Source organism: Shewanella sp. TB7-MNA-CIBAN-0143, from assembly GCF_040310065.1.
Lineage (GTDB): Bacteria > Pseudomonadota > Gammaproteobacteria > Enterobacterales > Shewanellaceae > Shewanella.
In genome coordinates this window covers 1-18,816 of the sequence record NZ_JBEOPL010000023.1, presented here as the reverse complement: position 1 = coordinate 18,816, position 18,816 = coordinate 1, and the positions used below count along the sequence as shown (strand labels likewise).

Annotated in this window: 15 protein-coding genes; 7 read left to right on the top strand and 8 right to left on the bottom strand. The window is 41.3% G+C overall.

From position 1 onward, the window contains the following. The first annotated feature begins 191 nt into the window (after nucleotides 1–191). Nucleotides 192–1,046, top strand: a complete 855-nt coding sequence (locus tag AAEY97_RS17185) for a formate dehydrogenase accessory sulfurtransferase FdhD (RefSeq protein ID WP_351000340.1) — start codon at nucleotides 192–194, stop codon at nucleotides 1,044–1,046. On the opposite strand, the gene rlmF is transcribed toward AAEY97_RS17185, so the two are convergent. Continuing rightward, nucleotides 1,043–2,125: a 23S rRNA (adenine(1618)-N(6))-methyltransferase RlmF gene (rlmF, locus tag AAEY97_RS17180; protein WP_351000337.1), complete on the bottom strand. Its 1,083-nt coding sequence runs from the start codon at nucleotides 2,123–2,125 to the stop codon at nucleotides 1,043–1,045. The two genes, AAEY97_RS17185 and rlmF, sit on opposite strands and share 4 nt — an antisense overlap. Then, entirely contained in the window at nucleotides 2,125–2,526 is a 402-nt protein-coding gene (locus AAEY97_RS17175) for a flagellar basal body-associated protein FliL (protein WP_101087457.1), read from the bottom strand. Before AAEY97_RS17175 ends, rlmF begins: the two co-directional genes overlap by 1 nt. A 126-nt stretch (nucleotides 2,527–2,652) precedes the next feature. Between AAEY97_RS17175 and AAEY97_RS17170 the strand changes: the two genes are divergently transcribed. After that, nucleotides 2,653–3,267 (top strand): chorismate--pyruvate lyase family protein, encoded by a 615-nt coding sequence (locus AAEY97_RS17170; protein WP_182744131.1) that lies wholly within the window; start codon nucleotides 2,653–2,655, stop codon nucleotides 3,265–3,267. A 90-nt stretch (nucleotides 3,268–3,357) separates the two neighbouring features. Here the strand turns inward: AAEY97_RS17170 and AAEY97_RS17165 are convergent, their stop codons facing one another. The 3 genes from AAEY97_RS17165 to AAEY97_RS17155 all read right to left on the bottom strand — a co-directional run bounded on the left by AAEY97_RS17165 (nucleotide 3,358) and on the right by AAEY97_RS17155 (nucleotide 7,319). Then, entirely contained in the window at nucleotides 3,358–6,198 is a 2,841-nt protein-coding gene (locus AAEY97_RS17165; protein ID WP_351000333.1) for an immune inhibitor A domain-containing protein, read from the bottom strand. Then, entirely contained in the window at nucleotides 6,198–6,515 is a 318-nt protein-coding gene (locus AAEY97_RS17160) for a hypothetical protein (RefSeq protein ID WP_102036395.1), read from the bottom strand. The genes AAEY97_RS17165 and AAEY97_RS17160 overlap by 1 nt, the downstream gene beginning before the upstream one ends. Nucleotides 6,516–6,722: 207 nt before the next feature. After that, nucleotides 6,723–7,319 (bottom strand): YhgN family NAAT transporter, encoded by a 597-nt coding sequence (locus tag AAEY97_RS17155; protein ID WP_351000329.1) that lies wholly within the window; start codon nucleotides 7,317–7,319, stop codon nucleotides 6,723–6,725. 317 nt (nucleotides 7,320–7,636) lie between these two features. Between AAEY97_RS17155 and AAEY97_RS17150 the strand changes: the two genes are divergently transcribed. From AAEY97_RS17150 to hemN, 3 genes are all read left to right on the top strand, one after another. Beyond that, the gene (locus AAEY97_RS17150; protein WP_351000326.1) at nucleotides 7,637–9,223 is read left to right on the top strand and encodes a ZIP family metal transporter; all 1,587 of its coding nucleotides are present in this window, start codon (nucleotides 7,637–7,639) and stop codon (nucleotides 9,221–9,223) included. A 55-nt stretch (nucleotides 9,224–9,278) separates the two neighbouring features. Beyond that, nucleotides 9,279–10,028, top strand: a complete 750-nt coding sequence (locus tag AAEY97_RS17145) for an NRDE family protein (protein WP_059745304.1) — start codon at nucleotides 9,279–9,281, stop codon at nucleotides 10,026–10,028. Between the two features lie 196 nt (nucleotides 10,029–10,224). After that, nucleotides 10,225–11,601 (top strand): oxygen-independent coproporphyrinogen III oxidase, encoded by a 1,377-nt coding sequence (gene hemN, locus AAEY97_RS17140; RefSeq protein WP_351000323.1) that lies wholly within the window; start codon nucleotides 10,225–10,227, stop codon nucleotides 11,599–11,601. Between the two features lie 72 nt (nucleotides 11,602–11,673). On the opposite strand, the gene add is transcribed toward hemN, so the two are convergent. Continuing rightward, complete coding sequence (add, locus tag AAEY97_RS17135) at nucleotides 11,674–12,672, bottom strand: adenosine deaminase (protein ID WP_101087463.1); 999 nt, start codon at nucleotides 12,670–12,672, stop codon at nucleotides 11,674–11,676. Between the two features lie 216 nt (nucleotides 12,673–12,888). Here add and AAEY97_RS17130 point away from each other — a divergent pair, with 216 nt between their 5' ends. Further along, nucleotides 12,889–14,697, top strand: a complete 1,809-nt coding sequence (locus AAEY97_RS17130) for a DUF885 domain-containing protein (protein WP_351000320.1) — start codon at nucleotides 12,889–12,891, stop codon at nucleotides 14,695–14,697. A gap of 62 nt (nucleotides 14,698–14,759) precedes the next feature. Beyond that, nucleotides 14,760–15,734, top strand: a complete 975-nt coding sequence (locus AAEY97_RS17125; RefSeq protein ID WP_351000317.1) for an alpha/beta fold hydrolase — start codon at nucleotides 14,760–14,762, stop codon at nucleotides 15,732–15,734. Here the strand turns inward: AAEY97_RS17125 and AAEY97_RS17120 are convergent. Further along, the gene (locus tag AAEY97_RS17120) at nucleotides 15,700–18,021 is read right to left on the bottom strand and encodes a putative bifunctional diguanylate cyclase/phosphodiesterase (RefSeq protein ID WP_351000314.1); all 2,322 of its coding nucleotides are present in this window, start codon (nucleotides 18,019–18,021) and stop codon (nucleotides 15,700–15,702) included. The two genes, AAEY97_RS17125 and AAEY97_RS17120, sit on opposite strands and share 35 nt — an antisense overlap. Nucleotides 18,022–18,601: 580 nt before the next feature. After that, nucleotides 18,602–18,816 (bottom strand): hypothetical protein (locus AAEY97_RS17115; protein ID WP_351000311.1); only part of this gene is annotated, 215 nt, incomplete at its 5' end.

Sequence of the window (18,816 nt, the reverse complement as noted above, 5' to 3'; positions counted from 1 at the left end):
AGTGCAATTTTAGGTGGGACATTAATACGCGCCAAATTCATTGAATTTGTGAAGATTTGCGCCAGATCACGCTTAGACAAGTTGTTTTCAGTTTAGGGAATAATAATTGCTATGATCATCAGGTGTTGAAGCAGGCAAACTCTGCCTATTCTTTCAATCTATGAATGACCCACTAAGAGGCTATCTCGCTTATGACTCAATCTGTTTCAGCCACATCTTTGCAGCGCAATGCAATAAAGTTTGTTAAAACCAACACGCAGGTTCCGCTCACCATTGCAGTTAAAGCCATCAACGAACAAGGCCAGGTCGTCGATAAATTTGTCGCTTGCGAACGACCATTAACCGTATATTTAAATTGGCGTCCTATCGTAACCTTAATGACGTTGGGGGCTAAACCAGAGTCACTCGCTATTGGCTACTTAAAAAACCAGGGGTTTATTAGCGAGTTAAGTCTATTAGAGTCGGTTATCGTTGATTGGGAAGTCAGTTCAGCGGCGGTGATAACCCAAGAGATATCTGAAGATATTGAGCAGAAATTGTCTGAAAAAACAGTGACGTCCGGTTGTGGCCAAGGCACTGTTTACGGTGGATTTTTACAAGGCTTGGATGAGATTGATTTACCTACTCCATCACTCAAACAATCGACTATTTATGCCTTACTCGGCAATATCAATGCTTATAATGAAACCTACAAAAATGCCGGCGCTGTGCATGGTTGCGGAATATGCCAAGACGAACAAATTTTAGCATTTGTTGAAGATGTTGGCCGCCACAATGCCGTTGATACGTTGGCGGGAGATATGTGGTTAGATCAGCAAACGGGACACGATAAGATTTTCTACACTACAGGCAGATTAACATCAGAAATGGTCATCAAAGTCGCCAAAATGGGCATACCAGTATTGTTGTCACGCAGTGGCGTTACCCAAATGGGCCTAGATTTGGCCAAACAAATGGGCATTACCTTGATAGCTCGTGCTAAAGGGCGACATTTTTTGGTGTATCACGGCAGTGAAACGATTGAGTTTGATGCCACTAAAGATTAAGGACGTAATGTGGCCCATTGTTGGCGTATTGCTGGGGTTAAAAAGCTCCACGCTAAAATACGGGTCGCTTTATTACCTTGTGTCATCTCGATGGTTTTGACTTCCACAGCATTAAGCTGTTTAAGTAGTTGATAACAAGGTTTGAGATTGTCCGACTTTGACACGAGTGACGTAAACCATAGCACTTGGTTGGCATAATCATGGCTTTGCTTGATCATGTTGGCTAAGAATTTTTGCTCACCACCATCACACCATAACTCGGCTTTTTGACCGCCAAAATTAAGCGTCGGTTTAGCCTCACTAAGCGCTAACTTACGCGATTGTTGACCATGTTTTTGTTGCTGGCTTTTGGCTAAATTTTTGACTTTCCGTAATGAACCTTCGGAAGCTTCAGCGAGTGAGCGATGAAACGGTGGATTACACAAGGTGACATCAAACCGTTCATCTGCAGCGATGATATTCTTAAATATATGCTCAGGTTGCGGCTGTAATCTTAACTGTAAATGCGTGGTAATCTGGGCGTTTTGCTGAGCAATTTTAGCAACATTGTCGATAGACACAGGATCAATATCAGACGCCACAAATTGCCAACCGTAGGCTTGAATACCCAGCAATGGATAAATTCCATTGGCACCAGTGCCGATGTCTAACCCTCGAATACTTGCCCCTTTGACTACTTTGCCTTTAACCGCTAATAAATCAGCAATGTAATGCAAATAGTCCACACGCCCAGGGACTGGCGGGCATAAATATCCTTCAGGAATATCCCAACCGTTAATATGATATTCGCTCAGCAATAATGCTGCATTGAGGCTTTTTACCGCTTTTGGGTCAGCAAAATCAATGGAAGGATTACCATAAGGATTTGGCCGAACAAAAGCGGCTAGTGCTGGCATAGCAACGATCAATGCAGCAAAGTCATAACCCTGTAGATGGGCATTACGCGGATGCAATGATTTTGATAACACAGGCTTGTTAGGCTTCACAGAAACAGGATTAACCTTGGTAGCGGATCGGCTTGGCGAGCGCTTAGCTGCATTATGCTTGGCTCGCATCGGAGGAGTCGTTGAACGGGTCATTAATCGTATAAATATTTAGTAAATAATAAGTTAACCACAATAGAGCGACCGACTTCTTGTTCCATAAGGCGGTTGACGGTCTCATAGCATTCACGGCGGATCTCTTCACGACCAGATAAGGATTTAACCTTTTCTTCTGACTGATTACCCAAAATTTCAACAATGGCCGAGCGTAATAAAGGATCATGATGTTCTAAGCTCATTAAATCGTTCGGATCTTTTACCATCAATTCGACACTGATTTTAACAAAGCCTAACTTTTTACGGTTAGAAATATAGTTAGTTACAATATCAGGCTCAAAACCGTAATAAGCATAATCTTCGAGGGCTGGTTCATCAGCTGCATGGACATTAAATGCGAAACAACACAGCATAACTAACGTTGAAACCAATTTTTTCATAGTGAGAGACACCCTTTCAATGTGGAACGTTAATTAAATAAGCCATCGTGCCCACTCCCTATGAGTGTTTGCTCATCTTTGACATGATAGACTACTGCCGTTGAGATATATTGTAACGAGTTTTAGATGAACGTGACCAGTATTAGCTTTCCTTATGGTGAATCAATTCATTGGTTTTCGCCACAAAAGATCGATTCATTGCCTCATAGCCAACTTAAAGAGTGGCTATTAGCAACCGGAAGTTTGACCCAGCGCCTCAAGACACACTGCAAACACTTTGAAGTGAAAGTGTTAGGCGAGCATTTACTTGAGCCTCTAGCAGATGAATTTCCTGCTCAAACTAACCCTGTTTGGGTCCGCGAAGTATTATTGTGTCTTGACGGCACCCCTTGGGTATTTGCCCGCACACTGATCCCACAGACTATTTTAGGCACTCAATCCCCTAATAATCAAAATGCTGATGATAAACAGATTCGCAATCAACAGAATGATTTTACTCGCCTTGGCACCCGACCTTTAGGTGAGTTATTGTTTAATAGCCCAGACATTACTCCCGGCAATATTGAAGTCGCTCAGTTTGAAACCTGTGGCCGTTTAGCAGCACTAGCCACCAGCTTAAATCAACAGGTTAACAGTAGTTTATGGGGGCGTAGACGTTACTTTAACTTGCACGGTTCACAGCTTATTGTTAGCGAAATATTTCTGCCTGCGGCTGTCGAGTATATCAATCAAAGCACTTAAGGTTAACGCTACTCAGCATATTGTAAACCTAACTCAGTAATCAAAATAAAAAACGCCCTTATGGGCGTTTCTGTTGTTTGCTACGAGAGATTAAACTCGTTTGCGCTGATAGCCCAATAGACCGAGCATTAATACACTTAACCACCCCAAACTACCACCGCTACTACCACTATCTGTTGTGGTTGTGGTTGGTGTAGTCACTGCCACTATTGGCGACGATACTGTGATTGCTTGACTGGCTGTCGACTCGTTACCCTGAGAGTCTGTGGTTTTTAAGGTAATAGTATAACTGCCAGCGGCTGTATAGGTATGACTTGGGTTTTGAGCGGTACTAGTATTGCTATCGCCAAAATTCCATTGATAAGTCAAGTTACCAAAACCTTGGCTGGAGGTGTTTGTCAGAGCCACAGTTAAGTTAGTCGGTAATAAAGTAAAAGCAGCTATTGGCAGAATAACCACTCGGACGACGTCGGTTGCTGTCACGGTATTACCCGCGCCATCGGTAACAATAACACTGACGTTATAATCACCCGATGTGGAATAAGTATAGCTAGGGGCAGTATCGGTACTGGTGGCATTATTCACGCCAAACGACCATGTATAAGTGTAATCAGTGCCGCCACTCACGACCACATTAAAACTAACATCTGCACCGGTTGCTTGTGCATTAATGTCGGCGACAAGTGTCACCGGTGGTAGCACGCTGCTGTCAGACAAAGCAAATTCAACGGTTGCAGTACTGCTGTCTGTTGCTTGCTCTGTGACTTGCATGGTTAGGCCTAACTCAGGCAATATCAGCCCAGCCTGTGGTTTTAGCGGCGCGCTGTAATCACGATTGTCGTCAAATAGCGGCTCGGCGGCTAAGTGGCTATCACCACTGTATGAACTTTGAGCAAATAAGCTAAATGCTGCATCGCGAATTTGCACATCAGTAGATTGACTGCCAATCAAATTTTGGTCTGCATCGACCACGCCAATTAACCCTTTTCCAGGATGTTCTGACACATTGTTATCGGTTTGATTGAAGTTTTCTAACCATAACAGCACACCGGGTTCGTATTTGTCATAAACCAGCCCAGCGTCTACACCTTGGTGGCTGCGTAATTGCACAATGTAACGTCTCGCTTTACCAGCAAGACTGTCTTCAATTCGGCTAAAACCGGATAGCGTTGCAATGCCGCTTGATTCGGCGCCATCGATATAAAATGCCGTGCCTTGATTAGTTAATTGAATATCATCAATCGCCATACCATAATCACCAACGGCTTCATCGGTTTTATAGACCACACTGATTTGCACATCACGACCGGCATATGCACTCAAATCAAATATTAGATCAACCCAGGCATCGCTTCCATACGCGGTACTAATGTCGCTCGATTTACCGCTAATAGAATGTTTTACCGTAGGGTAAATTGAATTTGTACTGTTTGTGTGGTTACCTTCTATAGCAACGCTATCAACCAACACCTGCACATAATCATAATCGTCTTCAATATCCCAATGGGCTTGAAATGATAATGCTAATGGCGTATCTAATGGTAAGGTCACATCAAATGACATGGCATTATTGATCATATTGCCTTGACCTGAATAATACTGATATTGACCCGTTAATGGTGCTTTAAAAACAACAGCCTCAGCGGGTAGCGCTATAGATAGCTGGTTTACGGCATCAGTATTGACGGCATGGTTAAGTTGCACAGCGGTACCGTTACTGGTTAAATCGGCAAGAGATATATGCTGCTCATTAACCCACTTACCTTTGTATTTTTGCTGTAAGAAAGATTTTGCATATGGGCTAAACCCACTTGGTTGAGCACCAGCAATACTACCGGTCCAGCTACCGCCAGACATCAATGACCAAGCACCTACAGGTGAACCATCACCACTATTAGTGGTGTCGTACTCATCTGGTAAGCCTAAGTCATGACCAAACTCGTGGGTGCATACTCCAGCCGCTGCATCGATTGGCTGCACGGTGTAACCGAATACTTTAAGGGCGCGACCAGGAATAATATAACCATTGGTATTTGAATCGACATAAAAACGATGCGACCAAATGGCATCTTCACCCAATACTCCACCACCAGCTTCTTCACCGATGCTTGAATGAAACAGCATCACGTGATCGATAATACCGTCTGCTTCGTCATAATTACCGTCGCCATCGATATCAAAAGGGTCTTCAATATCGTATTGGGCTAATTCAAGGTCAGTCATGTTTTGCACGGCTTTGGTCACCGCTTCTTTGACGAGCTCAGGTACTGCCTTGTCATTTTCATCAACATCATTACCACCGTAATAAGCGGCATTGTTGTCTGCGGTTACCCAGTCTTGCACTTGGCCAGTAAAATAAAAGCTATTACCCGACACCGCCTGAAAATACTGATAAGCCGATTGCAGGGTTTGATTACTTGGGCCTGTAAAACCGGTTTTTGAAAATAGCAGTTGCTGATAATGTGATGTTGGGTAGTTGCTGTAATACATGTCCGTATCACCTACGTTAAGCTGGTTAGCATCATGAGGTAAATCAGGAAAGTCTACCAATACAGCTAACACCTTTACCGTTTTAGTAATATCTTGATCGGCTAAAACTTTGTTATTTGCTGCGGTATATTGAACATTTTTAATGTTTTTTTGCGCTGAGCGTTTAATCCGTAATTGTTCCGCTTTTACTTCAATGGCAGCAGGTTTAAAAGTAGCATTTCGACCACGGCTTACAAAAGCATCTACAGCAGCTTGTTTTTCAGCTTCGCTGGCATCAGCACTCACTTCGCCGCGTTTAATTAACCAATACAATACTTGTTGTTCATTAATTAGCCCTACATCTGCAGGTGTACCAGTTTGTGGAGCAGCAACAGCCATGCTGCTACATGCAAGCAATAAAGATGAAACGGCTAACCCTTGATATTTAGTCAACTTACTCATTACGACTTACCTGTATTTGGTGTTGGTTTATGGCATTTTTCAAATGCTTTTTGGCGTTTAGTTATATAATCAGCAACAATTTTATCTATTTGTGCTTGATCCATGTCCGCGGTGATGAGCCCTTTCTTGCGCAAATTTTCAGTTAATTTGGTGCGATCACGTAAAGGTGGCATCGCACTTGGACCACAATCTTTAATTAATGGTTTGGTTACCACTACAGTGGCTGCTTGTTCGTCTACCTTTGATGCTGCTGACTGATTTTGACACCCTTGCAAGGTCATAAAAACAAGCCCCAACATGACGATAATATATTTCATAATTCACCCCAAACAATAATTACATGACATTAACAGTTGCAACCACAGGGTTACAATTAAATTAGACATTCTTTAATGTAAATAAATCTATTCGATTAAAAATTAATACAAATGGCTATTAACCCAGCGCCTAAAAGCAGCAAGCCGACTCTGTTGAGTCGGCTTGCTGCAGTTACTTGGCACCATGTTTATCTATAACAATTTAGCTTAATTTACCGTGGAGTTGATATAATTTGATATTCCATCCAGTAACATTTGTACTGATATCATCACCAATACCATCCCCATGAGTCGCTCTACCGCGATTAAGCCTTTCTCACCAAGGATACGAGTAAACAACTTATAGAACATTAAAATAACGGCACTCATGCCCCATGCTGAGACCAACGCAATAGTCCAATCGGTCATGCGGCTGCTATCTGTGTGCGCCAATAGGATCAAGGCCGCTAGAATAGATGGACCAGCCATTAGCGGGATAGCCATCGGAACAATAAAAGGCTCTTCACCAGCAGCAAATCCAGCCACGCCCCCCGGCGAAGGAAAGATCATTTTAATCGCGATTAAGAACAAGATAATGCCGCCCGCAATGCTTACGGATTCAGAACGTAAGTTCAGAAAGTTAAGAATAGCTTCACCAGCATACAAAAACGACAACATGATAACCAACGCAAACAGCAGTTCGCGGATTAAGACTTTACGGCGTTTTTTGGGATCAATATGCCGCAGTATGGAAGCGAATATAGGTAAATTACCCAGCGGATCCATAATCAAGAACAACATGACGGCTGCAGAAAAAATATCCATGGACAACAATCTTTTAATTAACAAAATATGGGCTACATTGTATACCCAACGCAGTAACATAAGCGATGAAAACAGCCAGTTTATTGATGATTACAAGGCGTTAGTTGTTAAAAATAGTGAATAATGCCTCATCAAAAATAGCCACATACGCTTGCCAAAGTGATGACCCGAAAAAGGTTTTTGGCTTTAACGTCAATGACTAGATCTGCATTCTCTATAGGTTCTAAGTAAATTTTTCAGCTTGAGATATTCACACGCTACAATACTGGTTTAAAATGGTATACTGCGTTGTTTTTTTCGATTTATTTCTGGATAACATGCTCTATCTAATCGCTAGCTGTATTGCACTGCTGTTTGGGCCACTTTTTTATCGCTTCTTTTCATCAGGTAGCGGATTACAAAAAGGCCTAGATGGATTTATATTCGTCTCCCTTGGCGGATTGGTGCTCATTCATATTTTGCCAGAACTGTTGGAGCATGGTGGGTTTATCACGCTATTGTTTGTCATGCTTGGCGTTTGGGGCCCGACAGCCAGTGAAAAACTGTTTCATCGATATTCAGAAATCACCCACAACATCACCCTCACACTCGGCATTGGCGGACTATTACTGCACACCATTACAGACGGTGGAGCGATGGTATTGGCACAACAAGAGGGCAATTCGACACTTCTAGCCTTAGGCGTGATCATGCACCGCCTACCTGTTGGCGTCGCTATTTGGTGGTTACTCAAACCTCAAGTCGGCACTCGATGGGCTAGCGCCGTTTTAGCTGCAATGATGGTATTAACCAGCGTCGGCTACTTTGCTGGCGAACATTTGTTAACTCAATTAAGTCTTGAAAACACGGTTTACTTGCAAGCCTTTGTTACCGGTTCTATTTTACACGTGGTATTACATCAACCTCATGGTCATCAACAAGAAGACAAGCAAGGTCAGTATCAATACCAAGCAGGCATTGGCAGCCTATTAGGTTTAGGGTTATTAGCCCTACTGCTACTGATGGATACTGGTGGCCATGAACACGCTCATAAAGACCATGGTTCAGAGCAATTCGTTAGTTGGTTACTGACTATTTCTCCTATTTTATTAGGCAGTTATTTTATCGCCACCGCTAGGTTTGCTGCTGGATTACGCCCATCTCATCCTTCCCTAGGGTTACGTTGGTTGCAGCGTCTAGCGGGTCCTGAAGCATTGTTAATTACCTTATTACTATTGGGCCCTTGGTTTGCGCTTTACCAAATATTGGGGCTATTAGCTATTGGGGCACTAATGACGCTGACAAAAGTTTATATAACAGATCCGCACCCAACACTTTCTGAGTCACCTTGGCGCTTTGGCTTTAGCCAATTAGTCGACCGAAGTGCCCCCTGGATTATCCTTAGCTTAGTATTAGCAAACCTAATAGGTCATCCCTCTGTTCCGCTTGAGAACCCCGCATTACAGGTATTTATTTTGCTATTAGTCTTTTTACCGATGCGTTTTTGTAATTTAGGCACGGTAATTTTGGCGCTTGCCTTGGCTTACAGTGGTTGGAGCCAAATTGCAGTGGCATTTACTTTACTCGCTGCGCCGGTACTCAGCATCGGCCAGTTGAAGTTAATGAATTGGAAACAAGGACTCATGTTAGGCGGGATTTTACTGGTAGGATTAATGGTGGCAGATCAACTCACTCTGAGCTCATCATTAACATTACAGTTACCTGAGGCGGCCAATATACTTGGTCTAGTGGCAATCGTTTTATTGTTTGGCGCCAGCTTATTGCGACTTGGACCTCGAAAATTTTTAAGCCGTTTGATGATCAACCTAAAATCAGCACCACATAGCCATGACCACGGCCATCATTCAGACACAAAGGTTGCACATCATCACGAGTCAACTTCGACACATAAACATCATCATTAATCACAATCAATTTATTAGGTTATGATGGCGGTGTCGATACTTTTAAGGGGCAGTCATGTGTATTCTATTTATTGCCGTTGAGGCGCATCCAGATTATCCCTTAATTGTCTGTGCTAACCGCGATGAATTTCATCACAGAGCAACCGAACCCGCCTATCGTTGGGCAACAACACCAATCATTATCGCTGGGCAAGATAAACAAGCCGGCGGTACTTGGTTAGGAATTAATGAACAGGGTCAATTTGCTGGGCTAACCAATATTCGAGCAATCGAACAGCAAGATGGCGTTCGCAGTCGTGGAGAGTTAGTCGTTGACGCGCTAACCAAACAACACATCAATAGCCAATGGTTAACTGAACACTCGATAAACTACAATCCGTTTAATTTAGTCTTCGAACAGCACAATCAACTCCATTGCTTTAACAGTAAAACCTTAACGACCACTTTGCTTAAGCCTGGTTTTCATGCTGTGAGTAACGGTGCGCTGGATGATATATGGCCTAAAATGGCTAAAGGTCAGCAACAGCTGCAAAGCTATATCAAACAAATGCAATCACCTTGCATAGACCAATTACTCAATATCATGCGCGATACTTCTCAACCCAAAGATCAAGATTTACCTCAAACAGGCATTAGTCTTGAGTGGGAGCGACGTCTATCATCTATTTTTATCGAACATGAGGAATACGGCACTCGTTCAACGAGCATTGTGTTGAAACACCGCAGCGGTAAAGTACAACTTACTGAAGTGAGATACGATGGTAAGGCGCGCAATTTAGGCTCTCAACGTTTTAACCTTGGCTAGAAACCAGCCTTACTTAAATAATCGCCAAACACAAACTGTGACCTGCTGCACAGTCTGGTCATTATTTCATATCAGCTATCGCTAAACCTCACTAATCACCATAGGCAACATTCATTTTTACAACCTAGATCAAGGTTATTTGATCACGAACATTGCATACTTCGCCTGTTGCTAATTTACTCCCGGAGGACACGCCTTGAAGCAGCCCACTCAGATTAGTTGGGATCAGTCGATGATCGAAAAGTACAATTACAGCGGTCCCCGTTATACTTCTTACCCGACCGCACTAGAGTTTGACGATGCCTTTACTGAGCAAAATCTACTGACATCTATTAAAAACAGTAAGTCAGACAAACTGTCGCTATATGTGCATATTCCTTTTTGTGCCAAGCTTTGCTACTACTGTGGTTGTAATAAAATTATTACTCGCCATGCTCATAAAGCAGATCAATACATTGAATATCTGGCCACTGAAATTATTAAGCGCGCTCCATTATTCAAAAATTACACTGTAACCCAAATGCATTGGGGTGGCGGAACACCGACATTTTTAAGCCCTGAACAAATTCTTAAACTGACCGCACTAATTAAACAACACTTTAATTTTGCTGACGTGGGTGAATACTCAATTGAAGTTGACCCGCGAGAGATAGAACTCAGCATGTTAGACACCTTAAAAGAAGCTGGGTTTAACCGGGTGTCTATTGGTGTGCAAGACTTTAATAAAGAAGTACAAATTGCCGTTAACCGTGAGCAAGACGAACAATTTATTTTCGACTTAATTGCCAGAGCTAAAGAACTCGGTTTTGTATCAACTAACGTTGATTTAATTTACGGTTTGCCGCTGCAAACGCCAGAAACGTTTGCGAAAACTATTGCGCGCATTATTGAGCTATCGCCTGATCGTCTATCTGTCTTTAACTATGCACATTTACCATCGCGTTTTGCTGCACAACGTAAAATTAAAGAACATGATATGCCTGCTCCACAACAGAAATTAGATATGCTTCGCCAAACGATAGAATCGTTAACAGATGCGGGTTATCAATTTATTGGTATGGACCATTTTGCCAAACCCAATGATGAGTTGGCAAAGTTACAAAATGCCGGCAAATTACATCGTAATTTCCAAGGGTACACCACCCAAGAAGAATGTGACTTGCTTGGGTTAGGGGTATCATCTATCAGCCAAATTGGCGACTGCTATGCCCAAAATCAAAAAGATATTCGTCCATACTACGAATCTATTGATGCTAATGGTCATGCATTATGGAAAGGCTGTAGCTTAAATCACGATGATGAAATTCGTCGCGCGGTCATTAAACAGATTATCTGTCATTTTGATTTAGACATGGATAAAATTGAACAAAAGTTTGCTATTAACTTTGATGAATATTTTGCTGAAGATCTAAAACTGTTGCAAACATTCATTAATGATAAATTGGTTGATATCACAGGCCGCAAACTTACCGTTAGCACGACCGGTCGTCTACTTATTCGAAATATCTGTATGTGCTTTGATGTATATTATCGTCAAAAAGCTCGTCAGCAACAGTTTTCAAGGGTTATTTAACTCGCTGTTTATGCAAAGTAGAATACAAAAATAGCCAGCATTTGCTGGCTATTTTTTTCTCACATTCGCCATTTACTTCGCTTTTTTAGCGTATAACGCTTTGCGGTCACTGTCAGACATAAAGGCCATTTCAACCCCATTACGTTGCAATGTCGCCAGCTGACTATCACTGAAACCCATTTCAGATTTAACCACACGATACTCATGAGCGATATCAATAGCACTCACTCCTGGGTCATCGGTATTAAGACCAATTAATACACCAGCATCCATAAATTTACGCAGTGGATGAACATCGTAATCTTGAACGGTAGACGTATGTAAGTTGCTAGTTGGACATGATTCAATTCCAATACGATGCTTGGCCAAATACTCCATCAACTTCGGATCATGAATCGCATTCACGCCATGCCCAATTCGGGTTGCACCCAGTACGTTAATGGCTTGCCACATACTTTCAGCACCCGCGGCTTCACCAGCATGGGCGGTAACTTGTAGCCCTGCATCTCGAACACGCTTAAAGTGCTCAGTAAACAAATCGCCTGGGAAACCAAGTTCATCGCCGGCTAAGTCCATCGCCACAATGCTGTCACGATGGGCAAGTATGCCTTCAAGTTCTAAGCGGCATTTTTCTTGTCCAAAAGAACGCGACATAATACCAATGAGGTTAACGCTAATATCCTGCTCTTTTACACCTGCACGTACACCATCGATAACGGCTTCAACGACACCTTCAATGGGCAGATTATGATTCATCGCCATGTAATAAGGGCTAAAGCGCAATTCAGCGTAATCTAACCCTTGCGATGCTGCATCAATAACATTTTCATAAGCAACACGCTTTACAGCATCTAGATCAGCTAATACCGCGACCATCCAATCTAGTTTCTTCAAAAAATCGACTAGGTTGTTCTCTTTCCCTTGGATTTGCACAAATGGCGCAAGCTCTTCTAGCGAATTAGCGGGTAACTGAATACCGTGTTGGTGGCCTAATTCCCAAATAGTTTTTACATTAACATTACCGTCTAAATGTCGATGCAAATCAACCAACGGAATGGTTTTATCTATCATAATTAACCCCTATAAACTTACCCTGCCATTAGTTTAATTTTGTCGGTCAGAGAATCGTATTCAGTTTAACATGTATTTATACAAATTCTGATGGCCAATGTTTTTTTCTGGAATCTACCACACTAAAAAGCAAACGCTAATTTGGAATGTGTTTTTTATACTTAAATCGGGCATACTCTAATGCTAACAAACAGATTAAACCATAAAGGACTATAGATGCGCTTGCTTATCCTACCTGCACTGATAATGTTAAGTTTATTGGGTTGTAGTAGCCATTCAACCACGACTCAGGTTGATACCCCAATCACTGGCCAACAAACGCAGATAGATAGAGATTTACAAGCGATTATAGACCAGAGTTGGGCGGTTAATTTAGCTTACTCACCGGAGTTAGCCGCCAGTTTAGGAGATGCATCAGTAGCTGCAAAGCTTGACGATTTATCTGCAGAAACATTAGCAGAAAAGAACCAACAGACGCTCAAAATTCTCCATACACTTAAGCAGCTTGACCGGAAAAACTTATCCAAATCAGATGTCATCAATGCTAAGATTTTACAAGACCAGCTACAAAACGAAGTCGACATGTATCGGTTTCATGACCACTATTTACCCATAACAGCTGAAAGTGGTTTTCATGCTTATATTGCGTCTATTGCTAAAGCTCGCTTCAATAGTATTGAAGATTATCAGCACTATTTAGCTAAACTTGAACAATTACCACGTTATTTTGCCCAACAAATATATTGGCTCAAACAAGGTTTAGCCAGCGGTATTACTCCGGCAAAAATCACCCTGAATGGATTTGAAGACAGTATTAGCGCATTTATTGTTCCGGTTGAGAGCAGCGGCTACTTTACTCCGTTTACCCACTATCCTGACCATTTTAGCGCAACAGAAAAAAATACGCTGACCCAACAAGGCAAAACAATCGTAGAACAAATCGTGCTTCCTCTGTACCAACAGTTTTATAATTTCATGACTGAGGAGTATATTCCCAACGCACGAATAGACATCGCGGCTTCGGCTTTACCAGATGGCGCTGCGTTTTATCAAAACAGAGTTGAGTATTACACCACGCTGCCAATGACAGCTGAACAAGTCCATCAACTTGGATTACAAGAAGTTGCTCGTATAAGATCAGAAATGGAGCAGGTAATTAAAGGTGTTGGCTTTAAAGGCAGTTTTGCGGATTTTTTAATGTTTTTACGCACGGATCCACAGTTTTATCCTAAAACCGCTGATGAGTTACTTAAAGAAGCAGCATTTATTGCCAAAAAAGCAGATGCCATGTTGCCTAAGTATTTCGGCAAATTACCGCGCACACCTTATGGTATTGCACCGGTACCTGCTGAAATTGCGCCTAAATACACCACAGGGCGCTACTCGGGTTCAAACCGTGACGACGAGCCTGGCTATTATTGGGTAAACACCTACGCCTTAGACAAGCGACCACTCTATGAGCTTGAAGCTCTAACCCTACACGAAGCAGTGCCTGGGCACCATTTACAAATATCACTCAATAAAGAACTCACTGACTTACCTAATTTTAGACGTTACAGTTACATCTCTGCATTTGGTGAAGGTTGGGGCTTATATTCAGAATATTTAGGCGTAGAAGCTGGATTTTATCAAGACCCATACAGTAACTTTGGCCGGCTAACCTATGAGATGTGGCGTGCGGCGCGTTTAGTCGTCGACACCGGCATGCATGCTAAAGGTTGGAGCCGCCAACAAGCGATAGATTTTATGGCCGGTAATACTGCACTTTCAATGCACAACGTTACCACTGAAATAGATCGCTATATTTCCTGGCCTGGCCAAGCGTTGTCATACAAAATTGGTGAATTAACCATAAAACGGTTACGGGCTAAGTCTGAAAAGGCATTAGGAAAAAACTTTGATATCCGAAAGTTTCATGATGCCATTTTAGAAAATGGTTCTATCCCAATGTCGGTATTAGAACAAATGGTTGATGAGTTTATTGCTAGCCAAAAGGCGATAATAAAACAAGCAAGTAACGGATAATCAGACAGATAAATACATCGAACACACAATACTTTAGATATAAATGAGCTGGCTTAATAACTATGCATTACATGAAATTTTCATCAGAACTAAAGCTCGATACCAGTGAGCAACGACACTTTTGGCAACAAGTACACCAATCGAGTTTCTGTACTGATGACGGTATAAATATTGCCTATGCGATGATCCAACATCCAAACAATCAGCGCGCAATCGTGATAAGCAATGGCAGAGTTGAATCCTATATAAAATATCAAGAATTGATGTTTGATTTATACCAACAAGGATTTAGCGTTTACGCTTTAGATCATCGAGGACAAGGGTTATCAGACCGGCTGACACACAATCCACATCAGGGTTATGTTGCCAACTTTACCGATTACACCGAGGATTTAACTCAATTTATTGAGCAGGTCGTACGCCAACAACAGCATGATGAGCTATTTATCATCGCTCACTCAATGGGATGCACCATTGCCAGCGATTACATTAATCAACACCCAAATACGTTTACGGCAGCAGTCTTCTCTGCTCCAATGTTTGGTATTCGATTACCGTTTACAAAACCCATCATTCGTTGGCTAGCACAAAAGCTTGATAATAATCGTCTGGAAGCAAATAAAGTACACAGTACATTTGTAATAGGGGGAACTCATTACAAACCAGACAGCTTTAAACGCAACCGACTCACTCATAGCCAACAACGCTATAAGCACTATCGCAATATCTTCGAAGAAACCACTAAAGCACAGTTAGGCTCACCGACTAACCATTGGTTACTAGAGGCAATGGATGCAGCGGAGAAATGCATCAACTACGCTAAGCACAGCCAGACTCCGATACTAATTTTGCAAGCTGAAAAAGACACGATTGTCTGTAATGAGGCGCAAAACGTAGCACTAAGTACTCATTGCCATAAAGTCATTATTGAAGGCGCATATCACGAAGTGTTCATCGAAAAAGATAACATGCGTAATATCGCCCTATCTCATACCATTGACTTTATTGCACAACACTCAAAGATAACTGTGTCTTAATTAATTGAATAATGTCGTCATGAGCTAATGGGCGGCTGATAATATAGCCTTGAAACCAAGTACATTTTGCATGGGTCAGTAAATTGAGTTGCTGCTTATTCTCGACTTGTTTAGCCACTACAGGGAAGTTTAACTTAGTGGCAAACTCAACAATGGCATTCACTATGTTAAAGGTTTCAGGGTTATATTCTATGTCCTCAATATAAACAGCTGCTAACTTCACTTGTGAAAAACGAATACCTTGTAATAAATGGACCGCGCAAGAACCTCCACCAAAATTATCCATCGCAATGTTGACACCAAATCGTTGTAACTCAGCTATTTTGTTTCTGGCAACATTAGCGTTCACCACGAATACATCTTCAGATAATTCGAACTGAAACAATGCAGGAGAGACATGTGCTGCATTGATTCGGTTCATCACTACGTTTACAAAATGATCTTGATGAAAGTGACGTGAAGATACATTTAATGACATTAAAGGAACTGTCGCATTTGCCTGTTGCAGTGTTTGAATAAGTTCACAGACTTGATCTAATGCCCACAGCTCTAATTCAAAGATACAATCAGACAGTTCAGCTGACGCAATAAACTTACGCGGGCTAATATATCCGTACTGTGGGTGATACCAACGCATTAGCACTTCAATGCTATTGAGCTGCCCGGCCTGATCAACAACGGGTTGATAAACCAATGACATCTGCTTGTTCTGGATAGCCAGTTTCAACTCGTTTTGTAATTTGAATGGTTGCACTTGATTCTGGTCTAATTCCGGTTGATAAATAGCGCAACCATTAGAGCGACTATCTTTTGCTTGCTCCAGAGCGCTATCTGCACGGGCCAATAATATTTGAGGTTCTAATGACTCAATACCATCAAAAACAACTAATCCGATCCGAGCTGAAATGGATAAGTTTTGATCTGAAATGGTGTAACCGCGGCCAATTAACTGCCTCACTTCACTTGCCAATGCTAATGCACGTTTACTTGCTTGATCAATTTCATTACCAAAATTTTTGGCTAGAATAACGAACTCGTCCGCGCCAAGTCGAGCAACCAAACCAGCACTAGAAAATGTGCCAGATAAGCGTGCTGCTATCTGCATTAATAATCTATCACCAAGTTGATGACCCAAAGCATCATTAATTAATTTAAAATTATCTAAATTAATCATAAGCAGTGCAGAAAACTGACCAGTCTTGCGGCTAAGAACCTGTAAATCATAGAGCTGATCGGCTAATACATCACGATTAATTAAATCCGTAAGACCACTATGACCCTGTTTTTCGGTTGTAATATGTTGGCTTTTTACATCACCAGAAACATCTGTTATTGTGCCGATAATTCGTAATGGCCGTCCTAATTCATCCCACTCAACTATTTTGCCACGATCTAGAATCCAAATATATCGTCCATCTTTATGACGTAAACGATGCACACTTTCATAATATTCATGTTGATTACTGATGTAATTCTGTAAGGTATTTAATACCTGCGCCTTATCATCACGATGTAAACGCGACTCCCAAACAGAATAATCATTATCGAGCTCATAAGGTTGATAACCTAGGATATCTTTCCAACGATCAGAAACAAACACATCGCCAGTAGCAATACACCAATCCCAAATACCATTACGAGCACCCTCAACCACAAAAAGCCAACGTTGCTCTGCATCATTGAGGCGTTTTTTACTGCGAGATAACCGGCCATTAACCTGATTCAAATAATCGCGTAAGTTAACTAGTTCGGTCGATGTGCACACGATATCAGTATTGAAATCAGGAGAGTCGAGGTTTTTAGCGGCTTGGCTTAATTGAGTTAACGGTCTAATCAGTAAATAATGCAACATGACACAGAATAAAGACAACAATAGAGCACCAATCCCCCATATCTCTATAAAGCGCTTTAACAGACTATCAACCGCTTCTGATAAAATATTGGTAATGTCATATTCTAGATAAATAAGCTCTACAGAATTTGAATAACTATAACGAGAATTAGCATTAAGAGGATAGTAAGCCTGAATCGATAAACGGTCCAAATTCACCTTTAAATAAGGTTTATTATTGGTGATGACAATTCTATGTAAATCAGCAGAATAACCTTCTAGCACGTTAGTGGCATTACTTTCTCGCCAAATAATATGATTAGCGAATTGAATTTCACTACTCGAATCAAGTATCACATACACCATCATGTTTTGATCTGTTGAAACTAAAGCAACCTCCTGCTCTATTCGTTCTAAATCATGCGTCAACAGCGATGATTCAACTACATGCCGCATTCGAAATAAATCTTTCTGTATTTGCTCTGACTGTCTTAATGCAAGCTGATCATTTAGCTCTGCATGCTCATAGAAATACTCCCCACATACCAAGCCAAGGTAAAGGATAAAGATACATGCAGGAACAAGTAGAGACAGAGAAAGTTTTGGCAACCGAGGCAAAATAGACCCACCCAATTAAATATATGAAGATATGCTAGCGGTAATCTTATCAATAAGTAAAGAAATAGTTATGAATCCTAATAGCATATACGACATAAAAACTTTTTATTTATTAAACACTTTAAATAGATCTACACACTTTAACTTGTTTAACGGATAAGTGTTATTTTATTTACACAGATGAAGTATGGCACACAGCTCAAACCACTATCATATTATCAATAAGGTTAAAGTGGTAGGAATATACAGCAGACGAAATCAACTTATGTTAACAATAGATTATATCAATTTTCAAATACCGAAATTTGGTTTCAAGATTAATAATTGCTCGCAAAAAATATAATAAAGCCTTATACCTACTACATATCATGTAAAAAATGATGATATCTTCACCAATATTTTACATTGTAACCATGAATTAGCAGTAATGACTCTGGTTAAAAAAATTAGCTTCTTGTTTACTGAAGTAAATATTGTTAAAGACCTGCATGTCAGTAAATGGCAGAAGTAAAAATACCTGATTATCACGCCAGGTCACGACTCTTTCAAATCCATCAGGCGCCTGGAAATGACCTACTCTTTTATCCCCGAAGGGGACGCATGGGCATATTCGACAAACTGCTGTCATGTTTT

Coding starts and splice junctions, on each gene's coding strand:
- AAEY97_RS17185 (WP_351000340.1), top strand. CDS start 192: ATGACTCAATCTGTTTCAGCCACATCTTTGCAGCGCAATGCAATAAAG.
- rlmF (WP_351000337.1), bottom strand. CDS start 2,125: ATGACCCGTTCAACGACTCCTCCGATGCGAGCCAAGCATAATGCAGCT.
- AAEY97_RS17175 (WP_101087457.1), bottom strand. CDS start 2,526: ATGAAAAAATTGGTTTCAACGTTAGTTATGCTGTGTTGTTTCGCATTT.
- AAEY97_RS17170 (WP_182744131.1), top strand. CDS start 2,653: ATGAACGTGACCAGTATTAGCTTTCCTTATGGTGAATCAATTCATTGG.
- AAEY97_RS17165 (WP_351000333.1), bottom strand. CDS start 6,198: ATGAGTAAGTTGACTAAATATCAAGGGTTAGCCGTTTCATCTTTATTG.
- AAEY97_RS17160 (WP_102036395.1), bottom strand. CDS start 6,515: ATGAAATATATTATCGTCATGTTGGGGCTTGTTTTTATGACCTTGCAA.
- AAEY97_RS17155 (WP_351000329.1), bottom strand. CDS start 7,319: ATGGATATTTTTTCTGCAGCCGTCATGTTGTTCTTGATTATGGATCCG.
- AAEY97_RS17150 (WP_351000326.1), top strand. CDS start 7,637: ATGCTCTATCTAATCGCTAGCTGTATTGCACTGCTGTTTGGGCCACTT.
- AAEY97_RS17145 (WP_059745304.1), top strand. CDS start 9,279: ATGTGTATTCTATTTATTGCCGTTGAGGCGCATCCAGATTATCCCTTA.
- add (WP_101087463.1), bottom strand. CDS start 12,672: ATGATAGATAAAACCATTCCGTTGGTTGATTTGCATCGACATTTAGAC.
- AAEY97_RS17130 (WP_351000320.1), top strand. CDS start 12,889: ATGCGCTTGCTTATCCTACCTGCACTGATAATGTTAAGTTTATTGGGT.
- AAEY97_RS17125 (WP_351000317.1), top strand. CDS start 14,760: ATGCATTACATGAAATTTTCATCAGAACTAAAGCTCGATACCAGTGAG.
- AAEY97_RS17120 (WP_351000314.1), bottom strand. CDS start 18,021: ATGCGGCATGTAGTTGAATCATCGCTGTTGACGCATGATTTAGAACGA.